This is a genomic window from Neobacillus sp. S1115 (assembly GCF_055385565.1).
Genome location: NZ_AP038275.1, coordinates 2669571 through 2695866, shown reverse-complemented (window position 1 = coordinate 2695866; position 26296 = coordinate 2669571). Strand labels below are relative to the sequence as shown.

Genomic DNA, 26296 nt, shown 5'->3' with positions numbered 1-26296 from the left:
TCATCACAAAATTAAAATAGCAAGATTTTTCAGATAACTAATTTTATATAAAAATTGTGCTTTAAATGTTAATATTATTATTCTATTTGATTCAATAATTTCCCTTTTGCTACAGAAAAATGGGGTTATTTTACTGTTGAGAACTATCAAACTTTTAGGCAAAAAAACACCGCCATCATCGACAGCGGCATTAATTTATGCAATTTTCGTTTCAAAAACCAATAGCTTAAGTTTTTTTCTGGCCCGGTAGATCTTTGTTTTTACCGTATTAGGGTTCAATTGGAGTACATTTGCGATTTCCTCTTCTTTTAAACCTTTTGTATACTTAAGCATCAGTAACTCCTGCTGCTCATATGGCAGTGTCCCAATTGCCTCATTGATCTCTTCAAAAAGCAAACCTGTCTCTACTTCCTGCTCTACATTCTGTTTTGTTTCTTTGCCCATCAGTTCCAGAAAATCGTGTTCAAAAGGGACAGCTTTTTTTCTTTTCTCTCGTCTGATAAAATCAATGGCAGTTCTGGCTGCAATCACCGCTAGCCATGCTCCCATTTTCCCTTGCTCCTCAATCGTTCCCGCCTTATTCAACGCTTTAATGAACGTTTCTTGAACGACATCTTCGGCGTGAAACCGGTCCCTCGTAATGGAATAGCTAATCACAAACAACCGTTTATAATAGAGCGAATAAAGCTCTGTGAAATCAAGTTCCATCTCCCTTTCCCTTTCTAACGCTATTTTTTTCCTGCGTTTAATCCACAAGCCGCAAAGTAATAATCACCTTAAATAAATCGCCGTCTGCTTCAATATCCAATTTCCCATCATGCAGGTCGATAATTGATTTGACAATGGCAAGACCGAGTCCAGACCCGTCGGTATGGCGGGAAGTATCGCCGCGCTTGAAGCGTTCATACAACTCATCGACATTATCGCTCAGTTCATATTTGGAGACATTTTTAAATGTGATGAGGGCTTGGTGTTCCACAGTTTTAATAGAAATATAGACACGAGTATTTTCATGCGAATATTTCAGGATATTGCCAATTAAGTTATCAAAAACTCTCCACAGCTTCTGGCCGTCGACAAGGGCATAAATCGGCTGCCCTGCTTGGTTAACCCGGAATTGCAGGCTGGATGAACGAATCGTTTCATCATATTCTGCGAGGGCCTGCTGCAATAGCTGGTCGAGATCCACTTTTTCCTTTACCAACTCAACACTGCCGCTTGCCATTTTTGAAACCTCAAACAAGTCATCGATCAGCACCTTTAATCGCTTTGATTTTCGGTCAATTATTTCCAGGTATGCTGATTTTTCCTCCTCCGATACATCATTGCCCTTTAATATTTCCGTATAGGTAATGATGGAGGTCAGAGGCGTCCTAAGATCATGGCTGACGTTGGTAATAAGTTCCGTTTTTAATCGTTCACTCTTGGCCTGCTCGGACTGTGAGTGCTTCACACCCTGCTTCAGGACATTAATATTGCCTGCCAATGTAGCCAAAACGGATTTCCCGGTTATTTCAAGGTCCTCCCCAAGTTTTCCAGCCGCCAGCTCATTTGTTTTTTGGACAATCCGATTAAAATATCCCACTTTTTTGACCAAAAACATTCCAAGTGGAAACCCTGCGCCTGCTAACAGAAAAATATACAAGATAACAAATATAGGATTCATCGCCACCATCAACGCCGCCGCACCAATGAAAAACACCCCAGCAAGCAGAATGAACACCTGCGTTCCTGTGCTTTGATCAAGAAACGCTTCGACTAAGGCCGCACGGACGCTTTTGAAAACCTTTTTGCCGCCCTGCCATGTTTTTACCGATAAACTCTTCTTCCATTCTTCTTTCACATTGGTCCAACTTTTCAGATCCACCTGTAAAAATTTACGCTGCACATGGGTGATAGCCACAAAAATGGCGGTCCCAAGCAAGGCGAATACGATTTCGCTTGCTAATATATAAAGATTGTTATAGATATTATAAAAATTGTCATTGACTAGAAAAATAAATATTAGGGACAATAGGGCGGTGATCAGAAATAGGCCCACTCTAATATCAATCGGAAGCTTGTTATAGATAGGCCGCCAGCTTTCCACTTGCGCATTTACAGCCGTCATTTTTTTTGAAAAATAAAGGCTTAACAGCAATCCAATAATGCCTGCCAAGCAGTAACTCAGGATAATGAGCTGATTGCGTTTAAAATCCTTGTACTGCTCCATCAGAGGGGACGATGCAGAAAGCGTTTTGGCAATTCCGATTTGGCCTTCAAGTGTTTTTCTTGTGTTGACTCCTAACACATCGGCCAAGTCCTCATATCCACCGGGACCATAGTGAATAAAGTAATCATTTGATATGCTAAAATCGGTTAAATAAAGCATATCTTTTTGTTTAAGCTGATTATCATTATTTTGATTACTATAAACTTTTCCGGTTTCCGGGTCTTTAAAATAGTAGGTAAATTCTTTTTGGTATCTTAAAAAATCATACTTGAATTGGTCTCTTTTCTTAAAATACTCGTCAATTTTCGTTTCTTTTTCTTTGACCACCTTTGGCCTGACCCAGTCATCGCTGGCAAAATTGTTGCTGATGTCCTCTATTTTTGCATCTCTTTCCTTTATCAAGGCATTGGCTACCTCTTCGTTTTTCGCTGCTTGAGCATCTTGAATGCGAGATTCATATTGAGCCCGGATGTTGGAGATTTGCTGATCTAAACCACCATAGCGGAACCGATGCTCATCTATATCGTCTTTCGTAACGGTGATCGCGGCTTTTGCCTTTTCAGGCGTAGTTTCGTTTAACTCAAACATGCTTAAATATCCTGCGAATTGATCAAGCTCACTGTGAAATTCCGGCGTATGGAAAAAATCGCGATTCATATATTTGGTACCCGTGGAAAATAGGGCCAGAATGCCGCTTAACGAGAAGGTTAACAGAAATGCCCAAAGATAAATCAAAATACTACTTTTCCATTTTGTAGCCAATGCCCCACACCACCTTTAAAAATCTTGGATTCTTCGGATCAATTTCAATTTTTTCACGGATTTTCCGGATGTGAACAGCCACAGTGTTTTCCGCATTGTAGCCTGGTTCCTTCCACACCCGCTCGTAAATTTCATCAATGGAAAAGACCCGGCCGGCATTGGTCATTAACAGTTCGACAATCTTATACTCTATCGGCGTCAGCTTGACCGGCTCCCCATGTACCGTCACTTCTTTTGCTTCTTGGTCTAGGGTAAGACCGTTTAAATCGATTACTTTTTTAATTCCGCCATATGTACCTAATGTGACATACCTGCGCAGCTGGGATTTCACGCGGGCGACAAGCTCCATCGGGTTGAACGGTTTTGTGACGTAATCGTCAGCCCCTACCTGGAGCCCCAGAATCTTATCTGTGTCCTCACTTTTCGCGCTTAAAATAATGATCGGGATATTTTGTTTTTCGCGGATTTTAAAGGTTGCGGAAATCCCATCAAGCCGAGGCATCATAACATCAAGGATAATCAGGTGAACGGTGTGTTCATTTAATATTTCGAGCGCCTCAATCCCATCCTTTGCCTTGAGGACGATGATCCCTTCATTTTTGAGGTAAATTTCGATGGCATCGCGAATTTCCTTTTCATCATCCACTACCAGCACAAAATAATTGTTCATATCTCTCGCCTTCTTTCTTGCTTCAACATGTCTATATCGTAAACAGCAAATCTTAAATTCAAGTCAGGATAAATCTTAAGAATTTCTTAAGGTTTTATGATTATTCCTTTTTAGGGAAAAACTGCAAAATCTATCATTCTTAGAATAGCAGTGTTCGTTCAAAGAATAAACCTGTTCTTTGTTGCAGACTTTGATTCAATCACCCAATAAAAAAAGCTGCTTCCATGACAGCTAATATTTAATATGCATTTGTAGAGTTATTCGTAATGACTAGGGTGAAGAAGAATTGAACTCCTCAGGCGCCATTAACACTTCATAACGACCGGAACGGCATTCCATCTGATGCTTCGGGCATTATGAACCTTTCATAACGACCGGATTGGCAATCCATCTAATGCTTCGGGCGTTTTGAACCTTTCATAACGACCGGAACGGCAATCCATTTGATGCTTCGGGCATTATGAGCCTTTCATAACGACCGGATTGGCAATCCACCTGATACTTCGGTCGTTATGAACCTTTCATAACGACCGGAACGGTAATTCATCTGATGCTTCGGGCATTATGAGCCCCTTCATAACGACCGGAACGGCAATTCATCTGATGCTTCGGGCGTTATGAACCTTTCATAACGACTAGAACGGCAATCCATTTAATGGTTCGGGCGTTATAGACCTTTTATAACGACTAGAATGGCAATTCATTTACTGCTTCGGGTGTTATGCGCTTTTTTAACGAGCAGAATGGCAATTCATCTACTCGTTCATGCGTCGCTCTTTTTATAAAATATCATAATCAACCAAATTTCTTCAGCACTCCATAAACTACAAAAAAAATGATCTGTACAATAAATACCAATGATGGAACCACGAGTTCCCATAGAAGATAATCCCATCTGAAAATTGTAAATCCTGTGAGGTCGTTTTTATAACTAATTATTGAATAGATATGGTAAAGGACATTTTGTGCAGCCATTAGCGAAAACCATATCCAAAATAGAAATCTATTAGAGCTTTTCTTTAGCAGCTTAAAAGAGACTATTAAGGAAAAGATAACAACAAAATAGATAACTACCATGAGTTCCCTATCCCCGCTATGTTTCGGGATAAAGACTGTTCCTGCAAGGACAAGCCAGACCAAATACTTCACCATAATGTCCGCCAAAAAAATCAGCCAATATTTCAGAGCTTATTCCTCCAATAATTTCCTATTATTAATATAAAAATACCACAGTCAGCTTGTACTGTGGCATTAAAATTGAAATTATACCTAATCAAACAATTTCCTAAACTCGCCGTATCCTTCCTCTACTAGCTTTTCCTTTGGAACAAACCGAAGGGCTGCGGAATTTATGCAATACCTTGCTCGGTCAGGGCCGGGTCCATCATCGAATACGTGTCCTAAGTGGGAATCCGAGGTTTTCGCGCGAACCTCAATTCGCCTTAACCCGTGGGACGTGTCAAACCTCTCTTCAAGTTCGATGCGCCGTAATGGCCTTGTAAAGCTTGGCCAGCCGCAGCCTGCATCATATTTATCTTTCGAGCTGAACAGTGGTTCTCCCGAAATGATATCAACATAGATTCCATCCTCTATATAATCCCAATACTCATTTTTAAATGGTGGTTCGGTTGCGTTATTCTTTGTTACTTCGTATTGAAGCGGCGTTAATACCAACCTAAGCTCCTCGTCACTTTTCCGCTTTTTCCAATTTTCACGTATGAATTTAGCCCGTCCTGAAGCTTCGAAATAATGATTATAGTGAAAAGGTATTTTCTTATAATAATTCTGGTGTTTATCCTCAGCCGGATAAAACGGACCTGCCGGCAGAATCTCGGTTACAATTGGCATCTGAAAACGCCCGCTCACTTCCAATTCAGCCTTTGATGCTTCAGCCAATTCCCTTTGTTTATCATTATGATAAAAAATTGCCGTCTTGTAAGACTCCCCTCTGTCACTGAATTGCCCACCGGCATCAGTCGGGTCGATTTGCCGCCAAAAAATATGGAGCAATTTTTCATAGGGGAAGATTGACGGGTCAAACTGAATTTGAACTGCTTCATAGTGTCCGGTCGAATCTGAGCGTACATCATCATAAGTGGGATTTTCCTTGTGCCCGCCCGTGTAGCCAGATATGACCTCTTTAATCCCAGGTTGTTCATCAAACGGCGATACCATGCACCAAAAGCAGCCGCCCGCGAAGGTTGCCTTTTCAAGTTGTTGAGACATTTGGATTTCCCTCCTTGAGTTTATTACAATTATTAATTGTATCAAAAGGCCTAACAGTTTTTAAATTTACCGTTTTTTACCAATACCTTCCGGATATGCAGAAATACTTTCCGAATTAAGGCTTTTAGTTTCCAATTTGAAACATTTACTTCCCAAACTAACCACTTTACTTTCCACTTTTAACAAAATACTTTCCAACCGCTAAAAAAATAAAGAAAAGGCACCTAAACCAAAAGGTGCCTCCCTACATTAAATAGCCTTCTTTTCCTGTTCCTGACCGCTGCTCATTTGCCCCTGATTTGCTGGTCTCTTTGACCAATACGTAGCTAGAATTGGACCTGTAATATTGTGCCAAACGGCGCCGCAAACACTTGGGATAGCGGCTAATGGTCCAAAATGGGCAGTTGCCAGTGCCACACCCAATCCAGAGTTTTGCATACCGACTTCGATTGAAATTGCCCTGCGGGTCCCCTCATCAAGCTTCAAGACAAGACCAGTTAAATAGCCAAGAAGCAAACCAAATGCGTTGTGTATCATGACTGCAGCAAATGTTAAAAATCCAGCGGATGCGATACTATCGGCACTTCCCGAAACAACCGCAGATACAATCAAGATAATCGCAACAACTGAAATCAACGGTAACACAGAGTTACATTTCTCTACCACTCCAGGTAGGAATTTCCGAATCACAATTCCTAAGATTATTGGAAAAATAATGACTTGAACGATTGACATAAACATCGCCATCGGATCAACAGGCATCCATTTACCGCCAAGCAACAAGAAAATTGCTGGCGTTGCGATTGGTGCCAAAAGTGTGGAAATGGATGTCATCGTAATCGATAGTGGAACATTCCCTTTTGCTAGGTAAACCATGACGTTTGATGCCGTTCCGCCTGGGACGGATCCTAGAAGAACAAGCCCAGCAGCCAATTCAGCAGGTAAATTCATAAAATAGGCAATCAAAAACGCGGTAACCGGCATGATGATAAATTGGGCACATACCCCGATAATAACCGGGATTGGTTTGGTGATAACAAGCTTAAAATCCACTGCTTTTAAGGTTAGACCCATACCGAACATGACTACGCCCAACAAAATCGTAATATAACCTTTGAACACTAAAAATGGAGCAGGTGCAATAAATGCAATAGTAGCAATTAAAATTACCCACACAGCAAAATATTTTCCAGCAATCGAACTAATAGATTCCATTATTTTCATCAGACTAACTCCCGCTTCACTTTGATAAGTTTATTTGGATTCAAGAGGTTTTCTGGGTCCAGTGCTAGTTTGATTTTTTCCATCACCTGCAGCGCTTGTCCATGCTCCCGCTCCTGATATTTCTGCTTCCCTACTCCGACTCCGTGCTCTCCAGTACAAGTACCACCTCGTTCAAGAGCATCGATTACGATAACTTCATTGAATTCTTCTGATTTTCTAATTTCTTCAGGGTTATTCATATCAATCATGATGAGCGCATGAAAATTGCCATCGCCGACATGCCCCACGATGCCTCCTGGCAAATCTAATTTATTTAAAGCTGCTCTTGCGTTATCAATGGCTGCTCCCAAATCTGAAATGGGTACACAAACATCTGTTGTCATCATTTTTTTACCAGGATAACCGTGAATAAAGGCATAGGCCAAATTATGACGGGCTTCCCATAGCTGGTTTAACGCAGCCTGATCGGTTTCGTATTCAATGCCTTCACAATGATAGTCGGAGACGATTTCCTTCATAAATTCCACGTCCTGTTTTAAGCCTGCCTCATTTCCGTGAAATTCCATAAACAATGTGGGCTGTTCCTTATAATTCGTATCGTTAAACAAGTTTACTTGTTTCATAGAGGGTTCGTCGACAAGCTCCACTCGTGCTACAGGAATTCCAGCCTGTAAAATGCCAACCACCGCCGAGACGGCATCCTGGACGGACGGAAATGATGCGCGCGCTGCCATCACATATTCCGGAATACCGTAGACACGCAACGTTAACTCAGTGAAGCAGCCGAGCGTTCCTTCAGACCCGACAAACAATCCGTTTAAATGCAGGCCGGATGAAGATTTTTCCGCTAAGTTACCCGTATGTATCACCGTGCCGTCTGCAAGAACAACCTCTAAATCACGGACTTGGTCGCGCATTACTCCATATCTGACTGCTGTCGTTCCGCTGGCATTCGTTGCTGCCATACCTCCTAAAGTTGCATCCGCTCCCGGGTCAACGGAGAAAAACAGCCCATATTTTTTGAGTTCTTTATTTAATTGGGTGCGCGTAACTCCCGGCTGTACTCTCACGAGGAAATCATTTTCCCTTACTTCTAAAACCTTATTCATAAGAGAAAAATCTATCGTAATTCCGTGATCATATGGAATGACGTGACCTTCTAAGCTGGTTCCTCTTCCAAATGGCACGACCGGTACTTTGTATTGACTAGCCAGTTTCATTATCTTGATTACTTCTTCTGTCGAAGCAGGAAAAACAACTACATCCGGCATACTTGGAGTATGATACGATTCATCCTTGCCATGCTGCTCTCTAATCGTTTCATTGATGGATACTTGTTCAGCTGGTAACACACTTTTCAGCGAAGCTACCAATTCTTCATTTGTTAACATTACTTTCACCTGATTCCTCTAAAATTCCAAACAATAGGTCATACCAATTTTTAATCACTTGAAATTGGTCCAACCTTTAATTTATTATAGTGAATAGTCTGAAAAAATCAACCATTTTGAATTATAAAATTGTAACTATTGAAAAAATTTTTGTATGATAATATTATGATGATTGGTGAAATTGAGAGGAATGAAAAAAGACATGCAGCTGCCAAGGAAAAAAGCATATGAAGTGGTCATTGATCAAATAAAAGAATCTTTTTTAAATGGAAAACTTCCTCCAGGAGAAAAGCTGCCAACGGAGAGAGAACTCGCGAGTCTTTTTAATATCAGCCGGACATCGGTAAGAGAGGCATTGCGGAAGCTGGAGATTGAGGGCTTTATTGAAATTAGACAAGGCAGTGGGACCTTCTTAAAAGCAGACCCTATACCAGATACAAAGAGTGATTTTTCCTTCTCTATCGTAAATAATAAAAAAAAATTAATATTTGAAATGCTTGAGCTACGCCGCGTTTTGGAGGTAGAATGTGCCTTTTTGGCATCACAAAGAGCCACAACCGATGACCTGGAGCAAATCCTTGATTCACTGGAATTAATGAGAAATTCCAATGATGATGTGGAACTTGGGCTTCAAGCAGATGTCAATTTCCATAAGAATATTGTCCGCGCTTCCCATAATTCTATTTTTTTACAGTTGATTCAGTCGCTTAGCGAACGTATGGAAGATACTATTCGGGCTACACGAAAACTGCGTTTGACTGATTCCGAAAGTGTAGAAGATACGTTTGATGAGCATAAACAAATTTATTTAGCCATCGCCACAGGAGACTCCCTTCTAGCCAAACAGCTTATGGAAAAACATATTTCTCAGATACGAAAAGAGATGACTGAATTTTTCTTGGAGCAGAACCTTAAATAAACCTTCCAATCCACATGATTGGAAGGTTTATTTATGACTCATTATTTTACAATAAAACCATTCGAATCCGATTTCCAGACGGGTCACAGGTCTCTACAAATCCAACTTCTTCTCTTACCGGTGCGCCCAATTCACGAGCCCGCTTTACAACCTCTTCCCTCGCTGTTTCATCTGGAAAAACAAGAGTATACCAATTAAGTCCCACACTATTACGTGGTGGTGTCGGCGCCCCTTCCCCCTGCCAAGTATTGATTGCAATATGGTGATGATACCCTTCAGTTGACAGGAATACTGCTTGCGGATAATAACTTACAATTTCAAAACCTAAACCTTTTGTATAAAATTCCTCCGCTTTTTTCAAATCCCCAACATGAAGATGAATATGACCCATGATTGTTCCCGCAGGCAAACCAGTCCATTCCGCATTACTCTCAGCAAGAATACCATTACCATCCAGTTGTTCTGTGGCCATGGAAACTAGTCCGTTTTTCCACCTCCATTCACTCGAAGGACGGTCCCGATAAACTTCTATCCCATTTCCGTCAGGATCGTTTAAATACATTGCCTCACTTACATAATGATCAGCAGCGCCTAACGGGTAACCGGTCTCAAGCAAATGGCGTAAAAACACTGATAAATCTGAACGCGTTGGCAAAAGAATTGCAAAATGATAAAGACCGGAAGTACGTTCCACCTTCGGGATAACATCTTCAGGTTGCTCTAGTGTTAATAACGGTGTTTTTCCATCTGTTGTTAAAACTATACGACTGTCTGATCTTTCCAATATTTTCAAACCAATAATATTTTGATAAAATGTCAGCGAGTACTCCAGACTTTTTACGTTTATGCTAACTTCTCCAACATAAGTATTAGGTTTCTGATGGAATTTTTCCATTTGCCTCAATCCTTTTTTATTTATTTTAAGTTTTATTTTCAAAAATTATTATCTCAATTTGAAGATATTCTAAATCAAAATAAAAAGATGTGTAAAGGATAAATTCTATTCATTAAAAAAAGAGGAGGTATACCTCTCCCCCATTATTGTTTCCATACAATCATTAAAATTTTATTTATAACCACAACAATCCCTAGGAACCAAGCAATCTCATCTTTTCCAAGCAGAGCAAGCAATAAGACCGGCAGGCCAAACACAATGATTTCCAAGATAAAATGAAAAGGTTCAGATAATTTTATCGGGGCTTTTGGGGACCCCATCAATCCCCATATAACAGCCATAACTAAAGGACCTCCAACCGTGAGAATCCATTGAACAACACGACTGTCTCCTGTGTTATACCCCCAATAGCCCACTGCGAAAAGAGAACAAAGTTCTAATAAAAATCGCAACGCAACATTAAATGACTGCAGACCGGCAAGCATGCTCATTTACAAAATCCCCCGTTCCTTTGTTTTTTTCACTTACTCAAACCACAAAACTATTATCATTAATATTTTAACTAATTTAATTAGTTTTATCAAGAGATTTCCATCCAACAAAAAAGTAAAAATATTTAGAAAAATGTGATATTTTTAACGGTAATTTTAAATTTTATTTTGTATGATTTTCTCAGACTCCTGCTTTTTCTCCATCTCTGCCTCGTTAGTGTAAAGGAAAGCATTGATTTAAATAAGGGGGATTGGTTTATGTATCAACAAGCATCCTGGGTCATTACGCTGCTTACTAGTGCTTTTGTGATGGTTATTTTCCTCTTCGTCCTACTCAATTCCGGCAATAAAAAAGACTACTCAGGCATTCAGAAAAAAGGCTACTTTATTCGCAACATTTGGTTCCTAATTTTATTCTCAACATTTCTACTCGCAAGCTACGTTACCTTAAAAAACTTACCCTTTGAAAGGGCAGCAGCGAACGGAACTCCTCTCGATGTTGATGTTACGGCCATGCAATTTAGCTTCGAAGTCTCACAGGATAAATTTAAGGTTGGTGACTATATCGCCTTTCACGTCACAAGTAAAGATGTTAATCACGGTTTTGGTTTATATGACAATGCGATGAACATTGTCGCCCAAACGCAGGCGATGCCTGAATACACCAATACTGTTTATTATCAATTTACGGAACCCGGCACATATAGCATTTTATGCCTGGAATATTGTGGGTTGGCCCATCACATTATGAAACGTGAAATCACCGTCTCTGAATAAATTTGGGAGGTTGAACAAATGATGCATTCATTGAGTGCTGATATCGATCCAAAGACAAAAAGAATCGTTGTTTTTCCGCTAGCCTTAAGCGGAGCATTGGTCCTGCTTATGATGATCGTTGGCGTTCTCATGCTCCTCAGCCAAGGAAAGTTACTTGTCTTGGATACCAGTTTGTTTTATAAGATTATGACCCTTCATGGAACCGGAATGATCGGAGCAGCCGCACTCGCTGTTTCCTCCATCATGTGGTATTTCTTAAGCCAATATGTCCGTTTAAAAAGGGCTGTTTTCAGCTCTACCTTATTCTTTTCCTAGTTGGCGTTGCCATGGTGTTAGTTAGTATTTTCTCTTTTGATTTTGCTGGTGCTTGGACATTTTTGTATCCCCTCCCTGCCATTTCAGGGGGCATGTGGGGAAAAACAGGTGCTGCTCTTTATTTAGGCGGTATGTTAGTGATTGGAACAGCGTTTTTGATTTTTTTCTTAGAAGCCGCCCGTGCGATCATCAAAGTATACGGAAGTTTAGCTGCATCACTTGGTTGGCCGCAAATACTTGGGAGAAAAGATGGCTTTGGCCCACCCCCAACCATTGTTGCCAGCACCATGGTATGTATAGTTGACATCATTGCTCTCATTACCGGGGCTTCCGTCCTGGTCATGAGCCTCATAAACCTCGCCATGCCAAGCTTTAAGATCGACCCTCTTCTTGCCAAAAACTTAACCTATTCATTCGGTCATATTTTTGCCAACTCCACCATTTACATGGGGGTAATTGTGGTCTATGAATTACTGCCAAGATACACTGGAAGGCCATGGAAATCCAATAAAATATTTTTAATTGCTTGGAATTTTTCAACATTATTTACAATTCTAGTTTACCCGCATCATCTTTTGATGGACACCGTCATGCCAAAATGGATGTTGATCATGGGGCAAGCTCTATCATATTTGAATGGTATACCAGCCTTAGCCGTTACAGCTGTTGGAACATTAATGATCATTTACCGCTCCGGAATTAAATGGGACGTGGCAGCAAGCTTCCTCTTCCTTTCCATTTTCGGCTGGGTAATTGGCGTTTTCCCGGCGATCATCGATGCTACGATTGTAATCAACCACGTGATGCACAATACAAAATGGGTGCCAGGGCATTTCCATATGTACATGGGAATCGGAGCATGCTCGATGATTCTTGGATTCATGTACTACCTCACAAAAGTGGAAGGCGGACGAGTTGATCGCAAATTCGACTTTTTAACATTATGGCTTTTTGTTTTGACCCTGCTAGGTTTGACAGGTTCCTTCTTATTTTCTGGAAAAACCAGCGCTCCAAGAAGATGGGCTGAGCATTTACCGGAATGGATTCCTGCCGATGTGATCGCTGCCCTCTTCGGGATAGCTGTTACGCTAACGTTCCTTTTATTCGTTGTCCGGTTCCTTAACAATTCCAGTAAGATTGGTTCAAAGGTTACCAATACAGATGATTTTGGAACACCGACCGATGGATAATAAAAGTATTTTGATGTTGGTGGGGATTACAATCCTTGGCATTAGCTTTTTATTTTATACAACCGATCATTTTCAAGCCTTCACCGCTGAACAGGCACGTAGAATTGATGTGCTGAATAATCGCCCCCAAATTCCAAATGTCACACTTGAGGATAGCAAGGGAAAAACATTTACCTTTTCTGCCTTAAAAGGAAAATACGTTTTAGCCACTTTTATTTATGCTTCATGTGGAAAAGTATGTCCGTTAGTTGAAATCAACTTTAATAAAATTTATTCAAGCCTTCCTCCTGACATTTTGGGTGAAAAATTGCAGTTATTAAGTATTAGTTTCGACCCCGCACGGGATACTCCGATGATGCTAGAACACCACCGTGAAATGTACGAAGCGGATGGTGCAGACTGGAAAATGGTCCGTGTTCCTGACCAAAAGGAACTGGATTTCTTATTAAAGAAGGCGGGTGTCATTGTCATCCCGATTAAGAATGGTTTTGAGCACAATGCAGCATTTTACCTAATCAATCCTGAAGGCCGATTAATACGAATCTTTAATTACGATCCTGCTGAAAAAGTCGTAGAAGAACTTAAGCAAGAGATTTCATTTTAAAGGGGGAACGAAGATGAACTGGAAAATCTCCCTAAGCATTATATTAATAATAATATTATGTAAACCGTCGGTGAGAACGGGACTTGAGGATTCCATGATCGGCCAAATGCTTATCCAGATTCCATTGTTAGCCATTTCCGGCTATTTATTTGGAAGCGGGATTAGGAAACGTATCGATAAAATAGTTTCCAACTTTAATAGTTATGGGTCTCTCGGTCTGCTCCTTGTTGTTTTCACGAGTACCTTTTGGATATTACCAAGAGCTCTTGATGCAGCGCTTAACAGTGCCTTTTATGAAACGATGAAATTCCTTACCGTTCCTTTGCTCATCGGCCTTCCCCTCGCTTTAAGCTGGGGGAAGCTTCCTTCCATTGTTAAAGGGTTTGTCTGGGCAAATCTCATTTCCATGCAATTCGTCATGGGCTGGCTTTACTCCGAAGCACCAATCCGCCTGTGCAATAATTATTTAACTGGGCAGCAAGTCCAACTAGGAAAAACTCTAATGGCACTCTCCCTATTATTGTTATTTTTATTTTTTTGCAAAGCGTTTTTCTTTGGATTAAAAAGTAAGAATTAATCTCCGGAAGATGGAGGGATCAAGCTTGGACTATATTAAACCTCCCCAGCTAATTGAGGATGTTGCTAATACAGGTGCCTATAAATCCACATTATCGATAAAAGATCTGTTAATTAAGGGAATATTGTCGGGGGCCTATTTGGGATTTGCCACTACACTTGCATTTACGGCTGCAATTGATACTAAGCTAAGTATTGTCGGTGCTTTTGTTTTTCCAGCAGGCTTTGTGTTTATCTTGTTATTGGGGCTGGAATTGGTAACCGGCAATTTCGCGATGCTGCCGCTTGCTAAAATCAGAGGGCTAACCTCTACTTGGAACGTTATTTATAACTTCTTCTGGGCTTTTCTTGGAAATCTCTTAGGAAGCATTTTGTATGGCGTATTATTTTATATCGCCGCCACCAAGCTTGGTCATTTAACGGACGGACCGATGATTGAAAAGATTATCACCGTTGCCGAAGGAAAAACCCTAGCCTATAAAAGTATGGGCGGAGAAGGTATCATCCTATCGGTAACTAAAGCGGTTCTTTGTAATTGGATGGTAACGCTCGGAGCCTTTATGGCCTTTGTATCGAGTTCTACTATTGGAAAAATTGCCGCCATGTGGCTTCCGGTCTTTCTCTTTTTTGCCCACGGCTTTGAGCATGCTGTCGTAAACATGTTCCTTATTCCAACAGCCATGTTAATGGGCGCGCATATTTCGTTTGGGGACTGGTGGCTTTGGAATCAAATTCCTGTCACAATCGGAAACTTTATTGGCGGCTTTTTCTTTACTGGATTAGTGCTTCATTTGGTATATAAAAAAGGAAAAAGGATTCAATAAGCCAAACTGTATCCGCGGAAGGATTTGAAACGAGAGGTTAATAATTATAAAGGAAGATTTTTGCTTGTTTCGTTCGGACACTTTAAAGAGAGCTCCACCATATTTTGATGGGGCCCTCTTCCTCTCAATTATCTTTCATCAATAAGAAGAAATACATCTTCCCCTTCTATTATTGTTTGATAGCTTTTCACACATCCAATATCGGGCTTTTGAACTTTACCATCTTGCAAACAAATTTTCCAATCATGCATCGGACAAAAGACAAACTCACCGCTTACGATTCCTTGACTTAATACTCCGCCGCGGTGAGGACACCGATTTTCAACTGCCCGAAACATCCCGTTTGATAATTTGAAAACCGCCACTTCTTTATCCCCTATTTGAACCGTTTTACCTAAGCGCTCCGGGAATTCATGAACATAGCCAAGCGGAATTTTTGATATGCTTTTATTCACAGGAATTATTCCCCCCTCCACCTATTATCATTCTTACGACATGACCATGCTTTCAAACAGCTCTTTTCGCACTTTTTGATCCTCAGTAATTTCTTTCCAAGGGTCCCTAATGACTGATATAGCCTCTTCCATTCTGGCATTTAATGCTGCACGTTTTTCCTGATCATCTAACACAGCGCGGACATGCTCCAAACCAACACGCTCAATCCAGGCCGATGTTCGTTCTAAATAGTTGGCTGTTTCCCGATAATATTGCAGGTAGGCGCCCGTAATCCCCATAACTTCTTCTTCCGTTTTTACTTTGTACAATATGTCTCCCCCGCGAATGTGGGTTCCCCCATTTCCGCCGACATAAATTTCCCAGCCACCATCTATTCCGATAAAACCAATATCTTTGAATCCCGACTCAGCGCAGCTTCTAGGACAGGCGGATACGGCCATTTTTACTTTATGAGGAGTTTGCAGCCCTTCAAATCTCTTTTCCAGCATGGTTCCCAGACTGATTGAATCCTGGGTGCCGAATCGGCAAAACTGATCTCCGACACAGGTTTTTACCGTCCGAAGCGATTTTCCGTAAGCAAACCCGGACGGCATGTCCAAATCCTTCCATACTTTTGGCAGGTCTTCTTTTTTGACCCCAAGCAAGTCAATTCTCTGTCCCCCTGTTAATTTGACTAATGGAATATCATATTTATCAACCACGTCTGCAATCCTCCTTAGGTCATGTGAATTTGTCACACCTCCATACATCCGTGGAACGACTGAATATGTTCCATCTTTTTGAATATTCGCATGCATACGCTCATTCACAAAACGCGATTGTTTTTCATCTTCATAACCGGTTGGATTAACCATTCCCAAATAGTAATTTAGAGCAGGGCGGCATTTCGAGCAGCCTTCTTCCGTGCTCCAACCCAGGACAAACATAACTTCTTTTATGTGGGTCAACCCTTTTGTTTTAATTTCTTCAATCACTTCATCTCTTGATAGTGATGTACAGCTGCAAATCGGTTCTTTTTGCAAAGAGACATCAGCCTCGGATCCTAAGGTAATCTGTAAAATCTCTGCTACAAGTGGTTTGCAGCCTCCGCAGGAACGGGATGCACTCGTACATTCCTTAATATCATTGACGGTCGAACAGCCTTTTTCCTGAATCGCTTCGATGATAGTACCTTTTGACACGCCATTGCAGCCGCAAATAATTTCTTCATTGCTCATGGCAGCAGTCAGACTGTCTCCGGAATCCTCACCATTTTGGTTTAAAATGGCCACTTTTGTTAAATTGGAAATGTCTGTTTTCTTTTGAATCATGGAAACTAAACGGTTTCCTTCGCTGCTGTTACCAAATAGAACAGCACCGACAATTTGATCACCCGATAAGACGATTTTCTTGTAAATGTTATTTTGTTCATCAAAGACTTTGATGGCTTTTTTGTCTTTCTCCTCATAAAAGTCACCGGCTGAAAAAACTTCAACACCCGAAACCTTCAACTGGGTAAATAAAATAGAGCCTTTATAAGGTTCCGTTCTTACCTTGGAGATTTGTTTGGCTAAAATTTTTCCTTGTTCGTACAAAGGTGCCACTAAACCATAAGCAATTCCGTTGTGCTCTGCACACTCACCAACCGCATAAATATGAGGGATATTCGTTTCCATATAGTCATTGACAACAATGCCGCGATTGACAAGGAGTCCGCTTTCTTTTGCCAGGTCAACATTTGGTCTGATTCCGGCTGCCATCACCACTAAGTCCGCTTCAAGGTCTGTCCCATCACTGAACCTTAATCCTTTTACCCGTTCTTCTCCCAAGATTTCCTGTGTTGGTTTTTCTAATAAGAAGTTCACGCCTTGTTTTTCTAATTCTGTTTGCAGCAGTTTCCCGGCGGTTGGGTCTAATTGGCGTTCCATCAAATAGGGGGCAAGATGGATGACCGTAACATCCATTCCTAAGTTTAGTAGTCCCCTTGCCGCTTCAAGCCCCAGCAGGCCTCCTCCAATTACTGCTGCCTTTTTAAATTGTTTGGATGTTTCAAGCATGACTTCTGTGTCTTTAATATCACGAAAAGCAGTTACCCCATCTAAATCCTTACCCGGTATTGGAAGGATGAAGGGTAGCGAACCCGTTGCCAAAATTAATTCATCATAAGGTTCTATCCTCCCTTTATCTGTAATGACTGCATTCCTGCTGCAATCAATTTTGATGACTGTTTCACCCGTATATAACTGAATATTGTTAGTACGATACCATGCCCAGTCATTTAAAGTTATATCTTGAACACTTGTATCACCCTGCAGAACCTTCGAGAGCAAAATTCTATTATAATTCGGATGCGGCTCGCTTCCGAAAATAGTAATCTCAAACAATTCTTTTGAAATACTCAGGATTTCTTCAATGGTTCTTACACCAGCCATTCCATTCCCAACTAGAACTAGCTTTTTCTTCTCCACCTGGCATTCCCTCCTTGTTAAGTTTTTTAAAATATATCACACCCTTTTCAACTTGTTACCATTCATGTAAGGTTTCCTAACGTAGTTTTTAAATTAAAGCTTTCATTCAAAAAAGCGGGCTTACTTTAACCGCACTCAATTTATAACCCGGCATTTTGCAAATCGGATCCAGTTCCTTTGCTACGAGCAAGTTAACATTTTGCGAATCCGCCCAATGAAAAGGAACAAACACCGTATCCGGACGTATTGTTTCCGACCATTTGCTTCTCACAACAATACTCCCCCTTCTAGATTCGATTTTCACCAACTTTTCATCGCCGATTCCGTAGGCCTTTGCCGTTGAAGGGTGGATTTCCAGAAAGGATTCAATGTTTCTTGCGGCTAATGCCGAGCTTTTTCTTGTTTGCACACCTGTTAAATAATGCGAAACGACTCGGCCTGTTGTTAGATATAACGGATACTCTTCGTTTGTTTTTTCTTTGGAAGCGGCCAATTCATTTGGCACTACCGCCATAACCGCTTTGCCATCCGGATGGGCAAAAGAAGTTTCGAACAATCTATTTGTCCCATTGCTGGATTCATCCGGACACGGCCATAACAAACCGCCTTCCTTTTTTAAACGATCATATGTTATGCCGAAATAATCAGCGATTCCTCCACGGCTCGCCATTCGTAATTCATTAAAAATGGCTTCCGGAGATGAATAGGAAAAATGTTTCTCCTGACCAAGAACTCTAGCGATGTCACAAATTATCTCCCAATCATGTTTCACCTCTCCAGGACTAGGAAAGCTCGCTTCCCTTAACAATACCCGTCCCTCTACATTCGTCATTGTCCCTGTATCTTCAATATAAGAAGAACTTGGTAAAATTAAATCTGCTAATCTAGCAGTCTCGGACACAAATAAATCAACGGCAACGAAGAATTTTAATTTTTTTAGAGCTTCTTGTACGAAAACGGCATTCGGATTGGAAACAATCGGGTTGGAACACATGAGCAGCATTCCCGTTATTTCACCTTCATGAATTTTTTCCATCATTTCATAGGCTGAAATGCCCTTTCCGGGCAATTCCTCCACAGGGATTCCCCAGACACGGGCCATAAATTCGCGATGTTCCTCATTTTCAATTGAGCGGTAACCTGGAAGCTGGTCTGCTTTTTGACCGTGTTCTCTTGCTCCTTGGCCATTTCCCTGACCGGTAATCGCTCCATAACCACAATTTGGCTTCCCGATTTTACCAGTAACAAGCAGAATATTCAGGAAATTACGCACAGTAAATGAGCCATCTATTTGCTGCTCCACTCCTCTAGCGGTAAAAATCATTCCTGATTCTTCTTTTCCAAACTTTCTCGCCGCTGTTCGAATTTGCTCGACGGATACTCCTGTTTGGTCTGCAATTTGGTCCAACTCCAAGCTGAGGACGTAGTCTTTAACAGCTTCAAAACCCTTTACCCGCTTCTTTAAAAACCCATGATCCAAATATCCTTCTTGGATGATGACCTTTAATAACCCGTTGGCTAGTACCGCATCAGTACCCGGTTTTAGCTGTAAATGTAAATCAGCCATTTTCGTTGTCGCCGTTTCTCGAGGGTCTATGGCAATGATAAAAGCACCGTTTTCTTTTGCCTTCTCAAAATATGGCATGATAGTAGGCTGACATTCGGCAATGTTTGTTCCTGCTAAAATAATGCACCGTGCAAACGGAACTTCGGATAAGCTGTTGGTGAAGCCTCTGTCCATTCCAAACGTTTGGTTGGCGGCGGAAGCTGCGGCAGACATGCAAAAACGGCCATTATAATCAATGTATTTGGTTTTTAACGCTACCCGTGCAAATTTACCCAGCAGGTAGGCTTCTTCATTTGTTATTGACGCACTTCCGTAAACGGCCAAGGCATTCTGACCATCCTCCTCCTGAATTTGGGTAACCTTTTCTTTGATGTGGTTTAATGCTTCCTCCCAGGAAATGCGCACAAATTCCCCATTTACTTTTAATAACGGGTATTTCAAACGGTCGCGATGGAAGGCATGTTGATGGGCATTTGCACCCTTCATGCATAAGCGACCCTCGGAAGTTGGATTATCCTTCCCCACTGTCATATATTTTTTCCTAGAAATAATCGATTGTTCGATCAACTGCATCTTACATTGCATGCTGCAAAATGGACACTGTGTATCGTACGTTTTTTCCTTTTCCGCTTCCTGCTGCTTCGTTCGAAAATACTTTAATAATAACTCAGTCATGGACGCCCACCCTTTTCTTCCCTCTCTTCATCCTCTCTCAGCCTTTCCAGCAGTTGCTGGCGAAGCTCATCGTCAAACAATACTTCTCTTACATGGATTAAGCCCGCTCGTTCTAACCATTGCCATGTCCTCTCACGGTAATTGGCTGTTTCTCTGTAATATTGGATAAAACCAGAAACCATTTCGATTGCTTCTTCCTTGGTTGTTGCAATACATAATAATTTTCCGCTTCGAGGGATATGCCCAGCGCTGCCGCCTACATAAATTTCCCAGCCCCTGTCAATTCCAATCAGGCCTATATCCTTTGTTACAGGAACCTCTACATTATGCATACATGGGGCAATATCAATTTTTATAGGATAGGGTGTTAAAAGCCTTTCAAATTTCATTTGGAGGCAAGTCGATATTTGAGGAGCGGGATGCCAGTCACATTTACATGTTTGTTCCCCGATATTAGTTTTGATGTTACCTTGCATGTTGGCTTGTTTATTCTCATATTGCGAATCTATCATGCTTAAATAATATTGAATCGCTGGGGTACAGGTTGGACAGCCAATCGCATTTGCCCATTTGAGAACCGCTCTTACCTCTTGGACAGTAGTTAATCCCCTTAATTGCATCTCCTTAACCGCTTCTTCTTCTGTTAATGATGTGCAAGAACAAAAGGGTTTTAATAAATTCACTTCAACAAATTGATCACTCTGAATTAAGGATAGGAGATCTGCTACTAGCGGTTTACATCCCCCGCAAGAACTAGATGCTTTTGTGCAAGTTTTTATTTGTTCAACGGTTGTTAACCCATTCTTTTGAACCGCCTCCAAAATGGCTTCTTTCGTTACTCTATTGCATTTGCAAATGACTTTGTTTAGAGGCATGGCAGCTGCTTTCAAGCCCCCTTTAGTCATTCTGTTTCCAACTAGGGCTGGTCTTTCCATAACCAAATAACACCTCCACTAGTGATGAAATAATTGAATATCCCACATTATTTCATAAAAATCGAAAAAAGAAATTGAACACGTTACATTTTCTAACATAAAAAATTCTGTGTCAGATGACCTTACAGGTTTTGAGACAAAACAAAATTGACCTATTATTCTTGAAAACAGCAAGGGAATTATCTAAAGCACTTAATGAGCAATGGAGGAATGGAGATGAGATTAATAGAATTAAGAAAAAGTGGGCATGCCCCCTCGCTGCTGTCATCGTTTTTATACTTTGATGTCAGTTTCATGGTTTGGGTAATGTTAGGGGCTCTAGGAGTGTATATTGCAAATGACTTTAATCTATCACCTTCTGAAAAGGGATTCATCGTCGCCATCCCGATTCTTAGCGGCTCTTTTTTCCGCCTTATTTTCGGGGTTTTAACAGACCGGATTGGTCCGCGAAAAACGGCCATTTTCGGAATGGTCATCTCATTGATTCCCCTCTTGTGGGGATGGCAACTCGGAAATACATTAACTGAACTTTATTTAATAGGCATCTTACTTGGCGTAGCTGGAGCAAGCTTTGCTGCAGCCATTCCGATGGCGAGCCGTTGGTATCCACCGCATTTGCAGGGGTTGGCAATGGGGATTGCAGGTGCCGGAAACAGCGGTACACTCTTTGCTACATTGTTCAGCCCTCGTTTGGCTGAAGCTTATGGCTGGCATAATGTAATGGGACTGGCCTGTATCCCGCTTTTAATTGTTTTCATCGTTTATATCATTTTGGCGAAAGATCCTCCTTCCCAACCAGAATCTAAACCAATAACGGGATATTTGCGAATTTTCAAACAAAAGGACACTTTGTATTTTTCCTTGTTTTACAGCTTTACTTTCGGCGGATTCGTGGGACTATCCAGCTTTCTGGGCATCTTTTTCGTAGATCAATACCACTTATCAAAAGTTCAGGCGGGCGATTTTGTAACCCTTTGTGTAGCTGCCGGTAGTTTTTTTCGCCCAATCGGGGGTTATATTGCGGATAAAATAGGCGGGGTTCGGCTGCTTACCTTTTTATTGATTGCAGCAGCACTCAATATGTTCGGTGTAAGCCAGCTTCCTTCCCTTTATTTGGCGATAACTTTTTTATTTATCGGCATGCTTTGCCTCGGAATGGGCAATGGCGCGGTATTCCAATTAGTTCCTCAACGGTTCTCAAAGGAAATTGGTATGATAACCGGCATTGTCGGGGCAGCTGGAGGGGTTGGCGGATTTTTTGTCCCGAATATTCTTGGTACACTCAAACAAGTAACCGGAACATACCAAATTGGTTTTATCGTTTATGCAGTCTTGGGTGTGACTGTACTGATTGTCCTTGCCAATGCTCAGCAATCATGGCGAAAAAAATGGATTTCAAATGATGCTTCAATAAAAATTTAATCCTTTCGTTAAGGGAGGTAACCTTTGATAAAAGAAATAAGCCAGTAATATCGGATTTCGATATACTGGCTTTTAAATTATACCGCATCCCTGGAAACTTTTTTCCCTCCGCTTGGAGCTACGGTGATACCTGTTGACTCTTCAAAATTGTACAAGCTGGCAGGCAAATCCGCGAATCGCTCTAATTCGTTATAGGCTGGAATACCGTGATAGGACATATCCAATCCTTCTTCTTCCTCTCGTTCCGTCGCCCGGAGTCCAACCGTTTTCTCGCATACAAAAGCCATAAACGATCCGCAGATAAGTCCCCAAATAACTACTGCTGCAGCACCCAATAGTTGAATTTTAATAAGAGAAAAATCCCCTGAAGTGAATAACCCATGAGACTGATCAAACAATCCAACCGCGATGGTGCCGAATACACCATTAAACCCATGAACCGCCACTGCACCTACAGGGTCATCTACTTTTAAATAGTCCACTATTAACGTTGCGTATATGACAATGATACCGCTGATAATACCAATGATGATTGCACTCCATTGAGAAACAAAGGCACATCCTGCTGTTATAGCCACTAACCCAGATAATACCCCATTGATCATCATACTCGGATCCGCTTTACCAAACTTCTTCATCGTCATAAAAAGAGCCGCTGTTCCGCCGCTCGCTCCTGCAAGCATCGTATTAATAGCTATAGAAGCAAAGGCTTTATTAGAAGCATCCAAGGTGCTGCCAGTATTAAAGGCAAACCAGCCAAACCACAAAATGAACGTTCCGGCTGAAGCTAAAGGTATGTTACTTGGAGCAAATACATTCGTGCTTCCATCGGAATTGAATCTTCCTTTCCTCGGCCCCAGCCATTTCGCCATAGCAAAAGCTGCAAAGCCACCTACCGCATGAATAGCGGCCGATCCGGCAAAATCCTTCATCCCTAGTTTCGCAAGCCAGCCGTTTGCGCTCCAAATCCAATGTCCGGAAAGTGGATATACAATGATACAGATTAAGGCAGCTGTTAAAATATAGGCTTTAAAGTTCATTCGTTCGGCAACAGCACCAGAGACAATCGAAATACAGGCAACCGCAAAGCCCATTTGAAACAACACGAAGGCCGTGCTCGGCAGGTCAATGGAAAGGGTAATATTTTGCGGATGTCCAAAAAGTGTGGTTCCAAAAAATCCATTAACATCCTTCCCAAACATCACACCAAATCCAATCAGCCAGAAAGCTAAAGCACCAACCGTTAAATCCACAAAAATTTTCATGGTCACGTTTACGGCGTTTTTTGTTCGAACCAGGCCAGCTTCGAGTAGACTAAATCCGCCTTCCATAAACAGCACCATTGCCGCTGCAAGGACGACCCAAACCGAATTTAAGTAGATCAGTTCCATGATACTCATCCCTCCTTTTTCTGCAAGTCATCAATATCATCATCCGTTTCACCTGTCCGGATGTTATACGCCTCTAAAATCGGATAAACATAAATTTTTCCGTCCCCATCTTCTCCAGTTTGCGCAGCGCCAACAATTGTCCGAATGGTCCGTTCCACCATGTAATCGGAAAGGATGATCTCCAATTTTACTTTTGGATGGAGGGTCACTTTGTAATTTTTCCCGCGGTATACACCTTGAGTATCTTTCTGCTTTCCTCTGCCAACCACCTGCGAAACGGTAAACCCAGTAATACCTATACTCTTTAGCCCTTTTATGGTCTCAGTAAGTCTTTCAGGCCTGATAATGGCTTCAATTTTTTTCATTAAGGTGGACCGCCTTTCTCTGTGTTAGCTTTTATAACATATAATGATAAATAATATAACATTTGCAAAATTACTGTCAATTAAAATATAAATATTACAGTCTTTAACTCAATTTAATAGAAAAAGGAGCATCCCTTTTTTCCTAAAAAGAAAATGCTCCTCAATATTTCACAGCTTATTGGTTTACCTCTTTCAAGCACATTACCAATATACAAAATGTGTAAAGGATAAATTCTATAAAATAACCAGTCAATCAAAGGATTAACTGGTTTCTTTCTTTTTTATAATTATGCCCCGACCTCTGGCATTTCCAGGCTCTGTTGGCCATTTAGTCCTTTATATATTTGTTCAATTTCATCTCCGGTTAAATCGCCCCGCTTAAGCAGTTCTCCTGCAATCGCGTGGACGAAGGCAGCATTCTCAAGAACCAGCTTTTTCACATTGGTCATTTCATCCTTTAACAGCTGGTTTATTTTTGTACGAAGAGCCCTTAGGCCATCGGCTCGCGACCCCAAGGCAAGCCAACTGAACAATTCATCTCCCATCCCAACAATACCGAGGTATGCACCGGCAAGCTCTGTTGCCTGCCGCAGATCAGATGTGACGCCATTTAATTTTTTCCCAAGGAATTCTTCCTCCACCGCCCTGGCGGCAAGACAAACTTGTATTTCTGCAAGAATTTCACTGTCACTGCGGTTATATCTTTCATGGGTTGGTTTCGTGGCCGCAAGACCGAGGGCTCCACCACGGCGAATGATAGTAACCTTCCAAACTCGTTCATGCGGTTTCAACAGGTACTGTGCCACAGCATGACCAGCCTCGTGATAAGCAACATTGCGTTTTTCATCTTCGCTCATCGAACGAAGCGGCTGTTTGAGCCCCCATTCATATGTTTCCATTGCATTTCGGAAATCCTCATAGCTCGAAACCTGTGCCCCGCGCTGGTGAGCGATGACAATTGATTCGTTGACAATATGCTTAATTTGGGCTGGACTATAGCCGATGGTGTCTAATGCAGCACGTTCTGGAGTCAGCGACTTATCACGCTTGATTTTTTGAAGATAATAGAAGAAGACGTCTACCCGACCATCATAGTCAGGTGAATCAACCCAAAGCTTTCGGTCGAAACGGCCGGGTCTGAGCAGCGCTTGGTCAAGAACATCCGGTAGGTTGGTCGCTCCAATCGTCAAAACCGGAGGTCGTTCAGCCTTTTTACGCCTTAAGCCTAGCGTGCGCAGTAGCTTGGCAAACCAGGAGCTGTCAATATTCGGGGGATCCATTTGCAGGAGGAGCTCATTTAAAAGGCCGGCGCCGCCCATTCCCATCATCCCTCCCATCATTCCGCCGCCTCCGCCGCCTGATTGACGGCTCATTCCGATGGCATCGATTTCGTCGATGAAGATAATACAGGCGCCATATAATTTTGCAAGTTTTCTAGCTTTTTTATATAAACCCATGACTTTAAGGTTTCCTACACCGAAGAACATATTTTGAAAGCTAGGGGCAGATGCATAGGCGAATGGTACTTGTGCTTCATTCGCTATGACTTGGGCCAAGTAAGATTTTCCTGTCCCAGGGGGTCCGCAAAGCAATAATCCCCTTATAGCTTCGCCCCCCATTTCCTTAAATTCCTTCACACCTTTAAGGAGGGTGACAATACGCTTGGCATTTTCTACAATTTCAGGGTTTCCTCGATAATCATCCCAAGAGGAACCTGTTTCACCTGGCAAGATCCAATAGGTTCGCCCCCTGGCCAGAAACCAAAATAGAGCAACAAACTGAATAATCATAAACATCATGGCAAAAAACAATTGGAAGACAAAACCTAAAATAGTTATCGCGATATTCCATGCTGCAGGTCCTCCTTTTACCAACAGCATGACTAAAAACACGAAAACCGCAACCCAGAGGATAATTTTCCGCCATTTGACCCACTGATAGTTCCTCAAGGTCTCACATCCC

Annotated in this window: 23 protein-coding genes; 8 read left to right on the top strand and 15 right to left on the bottom strand. The window is 41.6% G+C overall.

Annotation, left to right across the window (positions count from 1 at the left end; all coding sequences use genetic code 11):
- Positions 1–195: 195 nt before the first annotated feature.
- The 6 genes from ACZ5B7_RS13065 to ACZ5B7_RS13040 all read right to left on the bottom strand — a co-directional run bounded on the left by ACZ5B7_RS13065 (position 196) and on the right by ACZ5B7_RS13040 (position 8485).
- Positions 196–708, bottom strand: a complete 513-nt coding sequence (locus ACZ5B7_RS13065; protein ID WP_464494068.1) for an RNA polymerase sigma factor — start codon at positions 706–708, stop codon at positions 196–198.
- Between the two features lie 37 nt (positions 709–745).
- On the bottom strand, positions 746–2974 hold the full coding sequence (locus tag ACZ5B7_RS13060; RefSeq protein ID WP_464494067.1) for a sensor histidine kinase: 2229 nt from the start codon (positions 2972–2974) through the stop codon (positions 746–748).
- Positions 2952–3644: a response regulator transcription factor gene (locus tag ACZ5B7_RS13055; RefSeq protein ID WP_213140222.1), complete on the bottom strand. Its 693-nt coding sequence runs from the start codon at positions 3642–3644 to the stop codon at positions 2952–2954. The genes ACZ5B7_RS13060 and ACZ5B7_RS13055 overlap by 23 nt, the downstream gene beginning before the upstream one ends.
- A gap of 1269 nt (positions 3645–4913) precedes the next feature.
- On the bottom strand, positions 4914–5870 hold the full coding sequence (gene msrA, locus ACZ5B7_RS13050) for a peptide-methionine (S)-S-oxide reductase MsrA (RefSeq protein WP_464494066.1): 957 nt from the start codon (positions 5868–5870) through the stop codon (positions 4914–4916).
- 249 nt (positions 5871–6119) lie between these two features.
- On the bottom strand, positions 6120–7094 hold the full coding sequence (locus ACZ5B7_RS13045) for a bile acid:sodium symporter family protein (protein ID WP_464494065.1): 975 nt from the start codon (positions 7092–7094) through the stop codon (positions 6120–6122).
- The gene (locus ACZ5B7_RS13040) at positions 7094–8485 is read right to left on the bottom strand and encodes an FAD-binding oxidoreductase (protein WP_464494064.1); all 1392 of its coding nucleotides are present in this window, start codon (positions 8483–8485) and stop codon (positions 7094–7096) included. Before ACZ5B7_RS13040 ends, ACZ5B7_RS13045 begins: the two co-directional genes overlap by 1 nt.
- A gap of 190 nt (positions 8486–8675) precedes the next feature.
- Here ACZ5B7_RS13040 and ACZ5B7_RS13035 point away from each other — a divergent pair, with 190 nt between their 5' ends.
- Positions 8676–9404 (top strand): FadR/GntR family transcriptional regulator, encoded by a 729-nt coding sequence (locus ACZ5B7_RS13035; protein WP_464494063.1) that lies wholly within the window; start codon positions 8676–8678, stop codon positions 9402–9404.
- A gap of 46 nt (positions 9405–9450) precedes the next feature.
- On the opposite strand, the gene ACZ5B7_RS13030 is transcribed toward ACZ5B7_RS13035, so the two are convergent.
- Entirely contained in the window at positions 9451–10299 is an 849-nt protein-coding gene (locus ACZ5B7_RS13030; RefSeq protein ID WP_464494062.1) for a VOC family protein, read from the bottom strand.
- A gap of 143 nt (positions 10300–10442) precedes the next feature.
- A complete protein-coding gene (locus ACZ5B7_RS13025; protein ID WP_464494061.1) occupies positions 10443–10790 on the bottom strand; it encodes a YrdB family protein in 348 nt (115 codons plus the stop codon).
- A 258-nt stretch (positions 10791–11048) separates the two neighbouring features.
- On the opposite strand from ACZ5B7_RS13025, the gene ACZ5B7_RS13020 reads away from it, so the two are divergent.
- The 6 genes from ACZ5B7_RS13020 to ACZ5B7_RS12995 are packed head-to-tail and all read left to right on the top strand — an operon-like array spanning position 11049 to position 15076.
- Positions 11049–11567 (top strand): cupredoxin domain-containing protein, encoded by a 519-nt coding sequence (locus ACZ5B7_RS13020; protein WP_464494060.1) that lies wholly within the window; start codon positions 11049–11051, stop codon positions 11565–11567.
- 18 nt (positions 11568–11585) lie between these two features.
- Positions 11586–11882 (top strand): hypothetical protein, encoded by a 297-nt coding sequence (locus tag ACZ5B7_RS13015; protein WP_464494059.1) that lies wholly within the window; start codon positions 11586–11588, stop codon positions 11880–11882.
- An 11-nt stretch (positions 11883–11893) separates the two neighbouring features.
- On the top strand, positions 11894–13072 hold the full coding sequence (locus ACZ5B7_RS13010; RefSeq protein WP_464494058.1) for a cbb3-type cytochrome c oxidase subunit I: 1179 nt from the start codon (positions 11894–11896) through the stop codon (positions 13070–13072).
- The gene (locus ACZ5B7_RS13005; protein WP_464494057.1) at positions 13065–13676 is read left to right on the top strand and encodes an SCO family protein; all 612 of its coding nucleotides are present in this window, start codon (positions 13065–13067) and stop codon (positions 13674–13676) included. Before ACZ5B7_RS13010 ends, ACZ5B7_RS13005 begins: the two co-directional genes overlap by 8 nt.
- Positions 13677–13689: 13 nt before the next feature.
- On the top strand, positions 13690–14253 hold the full coding sequence (locus ACZ5B7_RS13000) for a hypothetical protein (protein WP_464494056.1): 564 nt from the start codon (positions 13690–13692) through the stop codon (positions 14251–14253).
- Between the two features lie 25 nt (positions 14254–14278).
- Positions 14279–15076 carry a formate/nitrite transporter family protein gene (locus ACZ5B7_RS12995; RefSeq protein WP_464494055.1) on the top strand — a complete coding sequence of 266 codons (798 nt, stop codon included), beginning with the start codon at positions 14279–14281 and terminating at the stop codon, positions 15074–15076.
- 128 nt (positions 15077–15204) lie between these two features.
- On the opposite strand, the gene nirD is transcribed toward ACZ5B7_RS12995, so the two are convergent.
- The 4 genes from nirD to ACZ5B7_RS12975 form a co-directional block, all read right to left on the bottom strand.
- Entirely contained in the window at positions 15205–15531 is a 327-nt protein-coding gene (nirD, locus tag ACZ5B7_RS12990; protein WP_464494054.1) for a nitrite reductase small subunit NirD, read from the bottom strand.
- A 33-nt stretch (positions 15532–15564) separates the two neighbouring features.
- Positions 15565–17979, bottom strand: a complete 2415-nt coding sequence (nirB, locus tag ACZ5B7_RS12985; RefSeq protein ID WP_464494053.1) for a nitrite reductase large subunit NirB — start codon at positions 17977–17979, stop codon at positions 15565–15567.
- Positions 17980–18085: 106 nt separating this feature from the next.
- The gene (nasC, locus tag ACZ5B7_RS12980) at positions 18086–20221 is read right to left on the bottom strand and encodes an assimilatory nitrate reductase catalytic subunit NasC (protein ID WP_464494052.1); all 2136 of its coding nucleotides are present in this window, start codon (positions 20219–20221) and stop codon (positions 18086–18088) included.
- Positions 20218–21156, bottom strand: coding sequence for a (2Fe-2S)-binding protein (locus tag ACZ5B7_RS12975; protein ID WP_464494051.1), 939 nt, complete (start codon positions 21154–21156; stop codon positions 20218–20220). The genes nasC and ACZ5B7_RS12975 overlap by 4 nt, the downstream gene beginning before the upstream one ends.
- A 216-nt stretch (positions 21157–21372) precedes the next feature.
- Between ACZ5B7_RS12975 and ACZ5B7_RS12970 the strand changes: the two genes are divergently transcribed.
- The gene (locus ACZ5B7_RS12970) at positions 21373–22578 is read left to right on the top strand and encodes a nitrate/nitrite transporter (RefSeq protein WP_464494050.1); all 1206 of its coding nucleotides are present in this window, start codon (positions 21373–21375) and stop codon (positions 22576–22578) included.
- A gap of 77 nt (positions 22579–22655) precedes the next feature.
- Here ACZ5B7_RS12970 and ACZ5B7_RS12965 read toward each other — a convergent pair whose 3' ends face one another.
- From ACZ5B7_RS12965 to ACZ5B7_RS12955, 3 genes are all read right to left on the bottom strand, one after another.
- A complete protein-coding gene (locus tag ACZ5B7_RS12965; protein WP_464494049.1) occupies positions 22656–23969 on the bottom strand; it encodes an ammonium transporter in 1314 nt (437 codons plus the stop codon).
- A gap of 5 nt (positions 23970–23974) precedes the next feature.
- Entirely contained in the window at positions 23975–24334 is a 360-nt protein-coding gene (locus tag ACZ5B7_RS12960) for a P-II family nitrogen regulator (RefSeq protein WP_378581639.1), read from the bottom strand.
- Positions 24335–24621: 287 nt separating this feature from the next.
- The gene (locus ACZ5B7_RS12955) at positions 24622–26283 is read right to left on the bottom strand and encodes an AAA family ATPase (RefSeq protein ID WP_464494048.1); all 1662 of its coding nucleotides are present in this window, start codon (positions 26281–26283) and stop codon (positions 24622–24624) included.
- Positions 26284–26296 lie beyond the last annotated feature (13 nt).